The sequence below is a fragment of the Fictibacillus nanhaiensis genome (genome assembly GCF_042686385.1).
In the GTDB taxonomy this organism is placed as follows: Bacteria; Bacillota; Bacilli; order Bacillales; family Fictibacillaceae; genus Fictibacillus; species Fictibacillus nanhaiensis.
In genome coordinates this window covers 561,028-573,940 of record NZ_JBHUPF010000006.1, presented here as the reverse complement: position 1 = coordinate 573,940, position 12,913 = coordinate 561,028, and the positions used below count along the sequence as shown (strand labels likewise).

Annotated in this window: 11 protein-coding genes; 5 read left to right on the top strand and 6 right to left on the bottom strand. The window is 42.9% G+C overall.

Annotation, left to right across the window (positions count from 1 at the left end; translation table 11 throughout):
• The first annotated feature begins 82 nt into the window (after window positions 1-82).
• From ACFS5O_RS06535 to ACFS5O_RS06520, 4 genes are all read left to right on the top strand, one after another.
• Window positions 83-1,486, top strand: coding sequence for a DHA2 family efflux MFS transporter permease subunit (locus tag ACFS5O_RS06535; RefSeq protein WP_205725179.1), 1,404 nt, complete (start codon window positions 83-85; stop codon window positions 1,484-1,486).
• Window positions 1,487-1,626: 140 nt separating this feature from the next.
• Window positions 1,627-2,079 (top strand): hypothetical protein, encoded by a 453-nt coding sequence (locus tag ACFS5O_RS06530; RefSeq protein ID WP_205725178.1) that lies wholly within the window; start codon window positions 1,627-1,629, stop codon window positions 2,077-2,079.
• Between the two features lie 426 nt (window positions 2,080-2,505).
• A complete protein-coding gene (locus ACFS5O_RS06525; protein ID WP_205725177.1) occupies window positions 2,506-4,044 on the top strand; it encodes an ATP-binding protein in 1,539 nt (512 codons plus the stop codon).
• 425 nt (window positions 4,045-4,469) lie between these two features.
• Window positions 4,470-5,600 (top strand): SpoIIE family protein phosphatase, encoded by a 1,131-nt coding sequence (locus ACFS5O_RS06520; protein ID WP_205725176.1) that lies wholly within the window; start codon window positions 4,470-4,472, stop codon window positions 5,598-5,600.
• Between the two features lie 23 nt (window positions 5,601-5,623).
• On the opposite strand, the gene ACFS5O_RS06515 is transcribed toward ACFS5O_RS06520, so the two are convergent.
• The 5 genes from ACFS5O_RS06515 to ACFS5O_RS06495 form a co-directional block, all read right to left on the bottom strand.
• Complete coding sequence (locus ACFS5O_RS06515; protein ID WP_205725175.1) at window positions 5,624-6,496, bottom strand: CheR family methyltransferase; 873 nt, start codon at window positions 6,494-6,496, stop codon at window positions 5,624-5,626.
• 13 nt (window positions 6,497-6,509) lie between these two features.
• Window positions 6,510-9,266: a response regulator gene (locus ACFS5O_RS06510; RefSeq protein WP_205725174.1), complete on the bottom strand. Its 2,757-nt coding sequence runs from the start codon at window positions 9,264-9,266 to the stop codon at window positions 6,510-6,512.
• A gap of 145 nt (window positions 9,267-9,411) precedes the next feature.
• Complete coding sequence (locus tag ACFS5O_RS06505) at window positions 9,412-10,014, bottom strand: hypothetical protein (protein ID WP_205725173.1); 603 nt, start codon at window positions 10,012-10,014, stop codon at window positions 9,412-9,414.
• A 42-nt stretch (window positions 10,015-10,056) separates the two neighbouring features.
• Window positions 10,057-10,227: a hypothetical protein gene (locus ACFS5O_RS06500; protein ID WP_205725172.1), complete on the bottom strand. Its 171-nt coding sequence runs from the start codon at window positions 10,225-10,227 to the stop codon at window positions 10,057-10,059.
• A gap of 71 nt (window positions 10,228-10,298) precedes the next feature.
• Entirely contained in the window at window positions 10,299-11,066 is a 768-nt protein-coding gene (locus tag ACFS5O_RS06495; RefSeq protein WP_205725171.1) for a LamB/YcsF family protein, read from the bottom strand.
• A gap of 196 nt (window positions 11,067-11,262) precedes the next feature.
• On the opposite strand from ACFS5O_RS06495, the gene ACFS5O_RS06490 reads away from it, so the two are divergent.
• Window positions 11,263-11,532 carry a hypothetical protein gene (locus ACFS5O_RS06490; RefSeq protein WP_205725170.1) on the top strand — a complete coding sequence of 90 codons (270 nt, stop codon included), beginning with the start codon at window positions 11,263-11,265 and terminating at the stop codon, window positions 11,530-11,532.
• Window positions 11,533-11,639: 107 nt separating this feature from the next.
• Here ACFS5O_RS06490 and ACFS5O_RS06485 read toward each other — a convergent pair whose 3' ends face one another.
• Window positions 11,640-12,782, bottom strand: coding sequence for a glycerate kinase (locus tag ACFS5O_RS06485; RefSeq protein WP_205725169.1), 1,143 nt, complete (start codon window positions 12,780-12,782; stop codon window positions 11,640-11,642).
• Window positions 12,783-12,913: the final 131 nt, after the last annotated feature.

Below are 12,913 nucleotides of genomic sequence, written 5' to 3'. Positions count from 1 at the left end.
TATAGAAGCATCTTAATGTCATTTCCATTAAAAATCCTGTAAGCTGTACTCATCATTAATTGTTAGATGGGAATGAACGGTTATGGAAACGACACAAAATGTTAAACAATCGACGATCGTTGCCTTGTTGCTCGCTGGAACGTTTATTGCGATCTTGAATCAAACACTCATGATCACCGCGATTCCTCCGATCATGAAGGAGATGAACATCACAGCGAACAGTGCTCAATGGCTGACGACCGTGTTCATGCTCGTCAATGGGATCATGATTCCGGTCAGCGCCTTCCTGCTCGAACGCTTCACAACACGGCAACTTTTCATTTCCGCCATGAGCGTGTTCGCTGTTGGAACACTCGTTGCAGGACTAGCACCAAACTTTGAGACACTATTGCTCGGAAGGGTGATTCAATCGAGTGGAGCTGGGGTGATGCTGCCTCTTATGCAGACCGTGTTTCTCATGATTTTTCCCGTGAACAAACGTGGGTCAGCGATGGGACTAGTCGGACTCGTCATCTCGTTTGCACCGGCCATTGGCCCTGCTCTTTCAGGCTGGGTAACATCACACTACTCTTGGCGCGTACTCTTTTTCATCATCTTGCCGATCGCGATCATTGATATTTTCGTAGCTTTTTTTGCGTTAAAAAATGTTACGGAAACATCAAAGACAAAAGTGGATGTAACCTCCATCATTTTGTCTTCGTTCGGTTTTGGAGGATTACTTTATGGATTTACGTGTGCAGGAAATCTAGGTTGGACAGCGCCTAGCACATTGCTCTGGCTCGCGATCGGTGTTATCGCGCTAGTTTTATTCATCACACGTCAACTGCGGTTAGCACACCCAATGCTCGAGTTTAGAGTGTTCGCGAACTCCACCTTCCCGCTTACGATCATCATCGGAATGATCACGTTCTTAGGGCTGATTGGAGCGGAGACGATCATACCGCTATTCATGCAAAACATGAGAGACTTTACCGCGTTTGAAGCGGGGCTTGCGCTCTTACCAGGCGCCCTCATCACAGGCCTCTTGTCACCCATTACCGGAAGACTTTTTGATAAGTTCGGTGCGCGCTGGCTTGCAATTATCGGATTGACGATTATTACCGGATCTTCGTTTGCTTTCGCCACATTAAGTCCGACCACTTCTTTCACGTTTTTAACCGTAATGTATGGGGTTAGGATGTTTGGGCTTGCGATGGTTATGATGCCCGTTGCAACGGCTGGGCTCAACCGCCTTCCGCAGCGCTTGATTCCACATGGCGCAGCGATGGATAACACGATGAAAATGATTGCAGCCTCCGTCGGTACAGCCATTTTAGTCACGGTCATGACAACAACCGCCGAAACCGCAGCAGCGCGACCTGAAATTTCACATCCCGATATGTATGGCGCGAACATGGCCTTTATTGTTGTGTCCGTACTGTCGTTAATCGGCCTAGTGATCTCATTCTTTATAAAAGAAAAACAAATAGAAACAGAGGGCAGCTGATCACAGCTGTCTCTTTGTAAATTTGGTATTATTTAGCTCGATTGTTCGTGACAACCCTATCTGATTAAGTAATACTAAAGATAATGCTTCACTTCTTAACATTTCGATACTTATATCTTTTAAAATAGGAGGTCACCATCTTGAATCAGATCCAGCACACATTAGCCAAAGTACTCATCGATGAGGCACCAGCGTTGGCTGAGCACATACTCACACTACGGTTTAAGAAATATCCGATAAAAGATAAACAGCTCTTTGATCACCAATCGTCAACCGATTATATTATGAAATTAGTCCAACTTACCGGCAGCTCACTAATGCTTTCACCGTCAGCAAGAGAGGACGGATTAAAAGTATGGGCGATTCAAACTGCTCGCTATGCGCTTGAATACGGACAGTCACTGGATGTTTCCATGCAATCTTCTCCTTTTATTCGCAAAGAAATTATTCATGTGATTGAACGCCTGGCGGAACAAGAGGAATTTAGCGTAAAAGATGTAATTTTTATCATTCAAGAGATCAATCAAATGCTCGATCTATGCTTTCAGGTGTTTACCCAAACCTACATGGAGAGTATTTTAGAAGCTATTTAAAGATGACGACACTTGATCATAGAAGATCGGGTGTCTTTTTTTGTACTACCCACTATTTATCATAAATTCCTAGTTACTTCTATTAAAGATTGTTGCTTTTAAACATCAATGAAAAGTTGATTGGAGTGTAAGATGCGAGACTCCTGGGGGATCAGCGTGCCAACGACCTGAGATACATCTAACAGGCATGCGACTAGGAAACCTGCTACGATTAATTATTCTAGCAGACGCAGGAGCACATCTTTCTCACCGCACGCCCCCCGGAAAGCTTAGCATCTGAAACGGAAATCAATAACTATCAATGGCATACAAAGCGTTACTCAAAAAAAGTTTTATCATTCCTTTTCTTCCCATAGAAGGGATGTTTGTCGAAATGTCGAAGGTTTCAACAGATGCATTTGGAAACTGTTCGAGGAGGCTATCCCCATGGAAAGTTGTAGGAATCTAGGAACGAAGATAAAAGAAAACAGCAAACAACTTGTAGACAAACTCACGCCGATCGAGAACTTAGAAGCTGATTTTTTAATCTACAAAACCAAAGTGTCCCACTGGATGGAAATCCTTTTTCATTATTTAGGTGAAGGGCTATCAGAAAATGTTCAAACCGCTGAAGAGAAGATTAAGAAATGGGCTAACGCATTCGGCCAGCGCTCTTCTGAGATGGAGATCCCTCTCGATCATGCCCTTCATTTTATCTTAGAGTCTCGCGTTGTCGTCTCACAGCTATTAGAGGAAGCGTTTAAATTCAATAACACAAACGCTAATCTTGCCATTTCTGCGTCAAGCCGCCTGAACTCCTTGATTGATACAGCCACACGTGCTATCGTCGCACACTATACAACGTTCATGCATAATACGAAAAAAGCGCTTCAACATACAAACCGAGATCTAGATGTCTCCATCCTAGAGTTAAATAACATTCGAACTGCTCTCTTTGAAGGAACGATCTTCTCCGTCACAGACAAAGACGATCGCATCATTCAAGTGAACGATCACTTTTGTGAGTTGACGCAATATACCCGCGAAGAGTTGATCGGACAAGATCACGGCAAGATCTTCTATTCAGGCGTTCATACAGATAGCTTCCTAAATCATATTAAAAAAGAGATCAAAGCCGGTCGTGTTTGGAACGGCGAGATCTGCAACAAAGCAAAAGACGGCTCACTCTATTGGGTGGATACGACGATCGTTCCTTTTCTAGATCCAGAAGGTGTAGCGTATCAACACATCTCGATCCAATATGATGTAACCGAGAAAAAGAAAACAGAGGAGATTCTGCTGAAATCTGAAAAGGTTTCGCTGATTGGTGATTTAGCAGCAGGAATTGCTCATGAGATTCGCAACCCACTCACCTCCATCGCAGGGCTCGTTCAGCTCATTAACGAATCTGATCACGAGAAGAACACATTCTTTAAAGACATCATTCTGACTGAGATTAATCGCATTAATTTTATCGTAAGTGAACTGATGGTCCTCGCGAAGCCACACGCTGTTTATTTTAGCTGGTTCAATATCGTAGATAGCATCCAGAACGTCATCGATCTGATGCAGCCAGAAGCGAATCTGCGCAATGTAATCATTTCATTCGAGAAAGCGAACATGCCACTCGTTTATGGTGAGAAGAATCAGCTGACACAAGTGATCATCAACATGATCAAGAACGCGATGGAAGCCCTCCCTGATGGTGGAGAGATCTCGCTCGCCGCCACTTCTGTTGATGGACACGTCGTTCTATCGGTAAAAGATAACGGACTCGGCATGACAGAAGAGCAACAAAAAAGAATTGGCGAGCCGTTCTACACGACGAAGTTTAACGGAACGGGGCTCGGGCTCATGGTTTGTTTTAAAATCATCCAAAACCATGGAGGCTCGATCGTGGTTGACAGCAAACTGAACGAAGGCACTTCATTTATGATTACACTGCCAGTTCACGCAACCTCTGAAGTTGATCCTGTACTTAAATAGTATTTGATAGTGAAGAATCTACTTGTTGTAGGTTCTTTTTTTGGTTACGAAGCTGGTTTTGGAAGGATTAGCGGTGGTCATGAGCGGTTTTACGGTGGTCACTGTTCATTTACAGGTGTAAATTGAGCGTTTAGCGGTGGATAGACCACGTTTACAGGTGAAAACGGCCACTTTACCGGTAAACACGTAACAGATTATAAAAACACGTACCGTAAAAACTCCCTTCCAATACAAAAAAAGCCTCACCACGATATCAACAGGTGAGACTCGTCGTAGCAGGAATCTTTGGAGTCCCGACGCCCTATCCACTCTAAATAATCTAAAAAATAGTCCCATTCCCCATTTACTTGTATACTAGAGTTATAGAATTGAATGATCCTAGAAAAACACACAATAAATGGTACATATAAGGGGAAGAAGTTTGAATGTCCATTCTGATCGTTGATGATAATACAGTAAATTTATTTGTAATAGAAAAAATATTAAAGAATGCAGGATACGACGAATGCACCTCTCTTTCATCTGCTCAACAGCTTTTCGATCACCTCGAAGAAAATGAAAAAGAGCTGAACAAAAAGTCGATCGACTTGATTCTCCTTGATATCATGATGCCGGAGATTGATGGGATTGAGGCTTGCCAGCGCGTTCAAAAAGACGAGCGATTCAAAGACATTCCGATCATCTTCATAACGGCGCTGGAAGACTCTACGAAATTAGCAGAGGCGCTAGATTGCGGCGGAATGGACTATGTGACGAAGCCGATCAATAAAGTAGAACTTCTTGCCAGAATCCGTGTAGCACTTCGATTAAAATACGAGAAAGATTGGCACGCCGAACAAGAACAGAAGATCCAAAACGAGCTCGATCTTGCGATGCAAGTTCAAAAAGGCTTGTTGAATCCGCCGATTAAAGAAGAAAACATTACGATAAACGTGTCTCACCTGCCTTCCTTTAAGCTCGCGGGCGATATGTATTATTGGCACAAGTTCGATGACCATCGTTATGGCATCATCTTGCTCGATATGATGGGACATGGGATCTCCTCTTCTCTTGTATGCATGTTCATCTCGTCGGTTATGAGAGACAGCATTAAAGAACTTAGAGATCCGGAACTCGTCATCAAAGAGTTGAACCGTTATATGGCGCTTCTACATAACCCCAAAAACGACTACAACTACTATTTCACAGGCATCTACCTTTTGATTGATACCGAGAAAAAGACAGTAGAATACGTGAATGCTGGGCACCCAGAAGGCTATGCGCTCGTTGACAACACCCTTCAACCGATCGAACGCAGTTGTTATGCCGTCGGTTTCTTTGAACAGATCGAAGTGAAGAAGTCTGTTATCCATTACGAAGACAACATTCAGATGCTGCTCTTTACGGATGGTGTGTTAGAAGCTGGTGATGACGAAGAATTGATGCTGGAGAAGCTGAAATACGTAGCTTCTGAGAAGTGGAGCAACATCCGCTCGCCGATTCATCTTGTGATTCCAGAAGAACAACAAAAAGATCAGAGCGATGACATGTGTATCATGATGATTCAAGCCAAATAAAAAAGCAGGATAGAAGAGGCTGTTCACCCCTTCTTCCTGCTTTTATTTTTTTGATAGATCTTTACCTGTTCCGCAAAGTCCGTATATTTATCCGCACAGTCTGCAAATTGGATAGATTCTTTATCACCTAGACCGAGAAAACCATTCGGGCTGAGACTATCGTAGAACAGCTCATGCACTTGATTCTGAAGAGCAGCCGTAAAGTAGATCAAGACATTTCGGCAAAGAATGACGTGAAATTCATTAAACGAATGATCCGTCACAAGGTTATGCTGCAAAAAGCTGATTTGTTTTAATAATGAAGGCTTTAAATACGCAAAGTGGCCGTCTGTCGTATAGTACTCAGAAAAGGCTTGAGTCCCTCCAGCCGCCATATAGTTCTTCGTGTACGTCCTCATCTTACTCAGCGGTAGAATGCCAGATCGCGCCTTGTTTAGCACCGGTTCGTTCATGTCAGTCGCATAAAATTTCGTCTTATGACTTAAGCCTTCTTCTTCCATCAAAATCGCCATCGAGTATACTTCTTCACCTGTCGCACATCCAGCATGCCAGATGCGAATCTCCGGCAGTTCTCTCAATTCGGGAATCACCTTTTGACGAAACGCAGAAAAGAACTCGGGATTCCGAAACATCTCCGTTACGTTGATCGAAAAGTCGTTGAGCAGCGTTGTCATAAACGCAGGTTCGTGCAGTACTTTTTCCAAAACGCCTGTAATCGTTGAAATCTGTTCAAGCTGCATGCGATTGTGAACACGTCTATGGATGGAAGACCGCATATACTTGCGAAAATCAAATCCAGATATGCGGTACAACCCTTCTAATAACAGCTCCATCTCAAGCGTTTCCGTTATGTTATTTTCCTGGTTGTCATCGTTGTTCCATAAGAAATCCTTCATCAGTGGTCGGTCCTCACTTTGTCATCCAAACATGCATCACAGAAAAGAGCTGTTCGAGCTTGAGCGGCTTGCTGATATAATCAGACGCTCCTGCTTCCAGACACTTTTCACGATCGTTCTTCATCGCTTTAGCCGTTAGCGCAATGATCGGCAAGTCTGTGTGCTCACCTGTTCCGCGTATGCGTTGCATCGTTTCATAGCCATCCATCTCAGGCATCATGATATCCATCAAGATCAAATCAATCTTTTTGTTCGCATCCAAAATGTCTAGACATTCCATTCCGTTATTCGCGATCAGAATGTTCATTCCCTTTTGTTCAAGAGCTGTTTTTAACGCAAAAATATTTCGGTTATCGTCATCTGTGATCAACACCGTTTTACCATAAAATACGTTCTCTTCGTCAACAGTGATTGACGGTTGTTCAGCTTCAGGCTCTGCCGGCACGATTTTAGCCGTGATCGGTGGTTCTGCAACAGCTACCGAGTGGCTCGCTTGTTCTAGGGCAGTCGCAACTTCAGCTGATGCGCCAAGGAACGTTTGAGCAGAAACACTTTCGTCAGAAATACTTGGAATCAGAAGTTTGAACGTACTTCCTTTTCCTTCTTCACTTTGCAGCTGTAATCTTCCACCTAAAAGCTTCGCAAACTCGCTGCTGATGGATAAGCCAAGGCCTGTTCCGCCAAACTTACGAATCGTTGCACCATCACCTTGCTGGAAAGCTTGGAAAATGAGCTCGTGCTTCTCTTTTGGTATGCCGATTCCCGTGTCTTTAATCGCCACTTCTAACCAATAATCAACACCATTGTAGATTACATCTGTTTGTACTTTTTTCACACTAACAGATACTGAACCTTTTTCCGTAAACTTAAACGCGTTAGAAAGCAGGTTTTTAATGATCTGCTGAAAACGTTTTTCGTCTGTTTGTAGAAGGGTTGGAACATCTGGAGCCATATTGATCGTAAAGTTGAGATTCTTCTGATCCGCGATATGAGTAAAGTTTCTCTCCAAATTATTCGGGAACTCACTCAAGTTCACTTCACTAAGCATGATTTCCAGTTTCCCTGCTTCTACCTTCGATAAGTCTAAAATATCGTTGATCAAATTCAGAAGATCCTGTCCGGATGAATGAATCACTTTAGCAAACTCTAACTCTTCATCAGAAAGTGATTGGTTTCCATTTTCGGCAAGCATCTCCGAAAGGATTAAAATGCTGTTAAGCGGTGTTCTCAATTCATGAGACATGTTCGCCAAAAACTCTGATTTGTATTTTGAGCCTGTTTCAAGCTGCTTCGCTTTATCTTCAAGCTCTTTTTTCGCGATCTCAAGTGCCTTTGATTTCTCCTCGGCATCTTGTGAACGTGATTCAAGCTGCTCGTTGATCATCTGGAGCTCTTCCGATTGCATCTGCAATTCTTCAGACTGCGTTTGCAACTCTTCGGATTGTGCCTGCAGTTCTTCAGTCATCGCTTGTGATTCCGATAGAAGTCTTGCAATCTCCATTCGATCGATCACTCGGTTGATCGTGAGGCCAAATGTTTCAAGTACCTTTTCAATAAATGAGATGTGCTGTTTGCTGTATGAACTCAGACTCGCTAGCTCAATAACCGCTACAATCTCATCTTCGTGTACGATCGGCGCGATCAAGATGCTGTTCGGTTTAGTTTCTCCAAGTCCAGAAGAGATGAGCGAGTATTCTCCTTCGATTCTGTCGATCACTTGAACTCGTTTTTCTAATGCACATTGTCCGATAAGACCTTGGCCTAGCTTAAAGCTAGCTCGTCCAACATCTGCAGCCGTATCGGCGAAAGCTCCCTTTTTTACAAAACGAACGTTTTCGTCTTTGCCTTCTTTAATATAAAAAGCACCGTATGACGATTCCGTGATCCGTGCGGTAGCAGAAAGGAAAATCTCCGCTAACGTTTCAAGTGATGACACGCCTTGGTTCTTACTGACAACATCTGTTACACTTCGCTGCAGCCAATCACGTTCCTCAAAAGAACTCAACAGTTCGTTCGTCGCTTCTCCTAAATCTCGAATCTCATCGTTCGATCTCACATGAATGCGGCTACTCAAATTCCCGCCCGTAGTCATGGCGCGAATCGTACCAACAACTTCTTTTATCGTCTTGATGATCGATCCAGAAATGACCCACGCAAGAGCCATTGAAACGAGAATAACGAACGCAAGCAAACTAAAAAGACCGATCTCTAAGTATCGATTCTGGACGTTCAAGTTTTCTGCTCGTTTTTGTGTAAGACTCTTCTCTGTATCCCGAAAAGAATCGAACTGCTGTAGAACTTTTTCAGTCTGTGATTTTCCTGGATCTTGTTTGAAAAAATCAGCAATACCCGCCGTGTCATTCTGCTGTTTCATTTGAATCGGTGGATCACCCGCAACAGCAACCCAATTTTGAATGTTTTCATTGATTTCAGCAATTCTCTTTTGCTGACTCGGATTGTCCGATAACAGCTGGTTCAGCGTGTTGTAGTCTTTTGACCATTGAGAGCTCGCTTCATTATAGAGCTGAAGATAACTTTCATCACCCGTAATGATATACGCACGCTTATTGGTTTCCATTTTCAAGAGATCCTTTTCAATCTGACTCGTAAGATCTCGAACTGCAAAATCATGCTGGATAATAAAATTCCTCTCACCCTTCATTGTGTCCAACTGATTCGTTACCGCAAGAATAGCAGCAATTAAACAGATAATGATCACAATATAGCCAGTAATAATCTTCTGGCGAATCCCGAATCTAAAATTATTCATCCCCTATATTCCTGCCTTTTTACAAAAAATGTTTTTATGCCTCATTATACTGTTATTTGTGAGAATAAGGTAGCTGGAAAGACCGTGGAATGTGCTGGAAAAAGAAAAAACTAGATCTTTTGTACGGAGATCTAGTTTTTGTCGTTTAGTTTGAGTGTTGCAGTTTATTTTTATAGTGAAGTGCAGATAGTAGTTTTAGTCCACCTAAGGTACTGATTTGTTTTTCAAGGATAGTGAGCGCTTCGTTTTTGTTGCCGTTTCGTCGAAGTTCTTCAACCGTTAACCACGTCACATAATGAGGGTCTTTTAGCTGGGTTTTATGTTTCTCGTAATTTGCCAATCTGCCTTCTTCCATCGCCACGATTGCAGAATAATAGAGGGTAAGATCACTCTTTTTCATGTTTTTGAGAAGTGGTTTTGCGTCGTTCCATCTTTCTTGTTGTGTAAAAAGCATAATTTCTGCGTATTTTCTTGCCTGATCTTGTCTAATTTTTGTGAGCCTTGCCTCTGCCTCACTCTCTTCTTCATATAAAAACGCGTGTAAAAAGCGATGGTACGGTTGCTTTGATTTAAGTAAGTACCTCTTTACTTTTTCAGCATCTTTTTGCCACATTAATGGATAGAGAAGTGTTAGAAATGAAGCTGCTACGAATAGAATGAGGAGCAGGATGAACATCCACGTTGGTGCACCAAGTACTGAGAGTGTGAATGATAGGACGAATAGTATGAGGTAGAGAATCCAGATCATAGATGTGGTGATTCCTTTCTTTAGTAGAAGTTTCCAGGCTTATTATGACATAGAGAGGGGTTTTACGGTACGTGTTTTTTTATTTGTTACACGTTCACCGGTAAAGTGGCGGTTTTCACCGGTAAAGTGATCGTTTCCACCTGTGAACCATCCTTTTTCACCGCTAACCGTAACTGTACATTTACCTGAAGATAGTATGAATAGTGGACACACCACCTGAACCCCATCCACAAACACAAAAAAGAGCCCAAAGAGACATCCCTTTGAGCCAACTTCCGTCCAATTTAAATACTTTCTCCGATTTTACGAACAGAGATCCCTGAGTTCTCTAACGTTTGTCTGATTTTCTTCGCAAAACTTAGCGCATGAGCTCCGTCACCGTGGATACACACCGTATCTGCTTTAATATCAACGTCCACATCTTGCTGCGTCATCACTTTTCCCTCTTTTGCCATACGAATCACTTGTGCGACAGCCGCATCATCATCCGTAATCACCGCATGAGGCAACTTGCGGGAAGTTAGTGTGCGATCCTGCTGATACGTACGATCGGCAAAAACTTCAGATGCAGTGCGCAAGCCTATCCGTTCACCCGCTTTAACGAGTTCACTCCCCGCAAGTCCGAACAAGATAAGCTCAGGATCCACTTTGTAAACCGCTTCGGCGATGGCTTCAGAAAGCTCACGATTTACCGCTGCCATGTTATAAAGTGCACCATGTGGTTTCACGTGTTGAACGGTTCCACCTTCAGCCTTCACGAATCCCCATAACGAACCAATCTGATAAACGACCATCTCATACGCTTCTTGAGGGGAGATGTCCATGTTTCGACGGCCAAACCCTGCTAGATCAGGCAACCCCGGATGAACACCAATTCCAACGCCGTATTCAAGAGCAAGTTTAACTGTTTTTCTCATCGTAGCAGGATCTCCCGCATGAAAACCGCATGCGATGTTTGCTGACGTTATGTATTTTAAAATCTCTTCGTCTGTTCCAAGTTTGTAAGCGCCAAAACTCTCGCCCATATCGCAGTTAATATCAATAATACTCATGAAAATACCTCCCACTTTTTAATCAGTTGTTTAATTTACACCAACTGTACGACAAGTTTTATATATTGTAAAATGTTTAGGAAGACTAAAGAAGGAGGTGAGAAAATTGGAAAAAGTACTGAATGAAATCTTAGTAAAATTACTCAGCATCGATAACAAGGTTTCTGATATAGATCATAAGGTGAGCAGTCTAGATATGAAGGTCAGTAATCTAGATAATAAAGTGAGTAATCTAAACAACAAAGTAAGTAATCTAGATAACAAAGTAAGTAATCTAGATAACAATGTGAGTAACCTAGATAATAAAGTGACAATCTTAGAAATTGGTCAGCAACAGATTCTAACTAGACTTGATACATTAGAAACAGATGTAAAAGATGTTAAAGCCACTGTCAGTCGGATCGAAGTTAGTCAAAATGATGATGTGGTTGGGTTATTAAAAGTCATGCAAAAACAAAAGCATTAACTTCATGTCGTTTAAATTACTTCAGAAAAGGTCCTCGATTGTTCATTTCTAGATTATTTCAAAATTCTCAAATCCTAAAAAACGGAAAGCCCCTTGAGAACAAGGAGCTAATTTATTTTCAAATGTATCAAACGCGCGATATTTTCCGCTGTTTTTTCCACATTTACAGCTCCATACAGCAATGCTTCCTCCAACGTCACCACACCGTTCATTACGCTAAACACAGCATCAATTCCGTGATCGTACACCGCTTCATAATCAGGACCGATGCTGCCAGCAATCGCAACAACGGGTACACCATCCACAACAGCCTTCGCTCGTTTCCCTACACCAACTGGCGCTTTCCCATGAATGGTTTGAGAATCGATCCGGCCTTCTCCAACAATCACGAGATCTGCGTCATGAACCGCATCTTCAAAATGGATTACATCAAGCACAAGATCAATTCCGCTCTGCAGCTTTCCATCTAAAAACGCTACAACTCCAGCACCAAGGCCTCCAGCAGCACCAGCACCTGGCAACTCATCCACAGCAACACCAAGATTTCGCTCTACCACTTCAGCGTATCGTTTTAAACTTTCATCTAAAATGCCAACCATCTCAGGCGTCGCACCTTTTTGCGGTCCAAAAACTGCTGATGCCCCGTGTGGTCCTGTTAACGGGTTGGTCACATCACATGCCACATCCACTTTCACTGACTGTAGTCTAGCATCTAGCCCTGACACATCAATCGTCAAAAGTTCACGAAGGGCTTCACCACCAGCTGGCAATTCCTCATCGTTCACATTCAAAAACTTCACACCCAGTGCAGACGCCATGCCAGCACCACCGTCGTTTGTTGCAGAGCCACCAAGACCGAGCACGATTCGCTCTACACCGCGATCCAATGCATCTAGAATCAGTTCACCTGTTCCACGTGTTGTTGTCACACAAGGATTCCGCTTCTCTCTCTGAACAAGATGCAGACCGGAAGCGGCAGCCATCTCGATCACTGCCGTCTTCCCATCGCCTGTTACGCCGTAAAACGCATTTGCTTTTTCACCGAGCGGACCTGTGACCTGGAGTTCCACCCTCTCGCCTCCTGTTGCGTCAACAACCGATGTAACCGTTCCTTCACCGCCATCTCCAACAGGCACGTGCACATACTCAGCGTTAGGAAACGTTTTTCTGAAACCAGCTTCAACTGCTCTACAGACCTCAGCCGCTGTCATACTCTCTTTGAATGAATCAGGAGCGATGACAATCTTCATTAACATCCACCTACTTTTCGGTTCAACTTGTTCATCTAATCATTTCGTTATAAAAATTTTATAACCTCCATCAGCTTCTGTAAAACGATGAATGTTTGATTATTGATTTATTACAAATTACATAGCTAAGA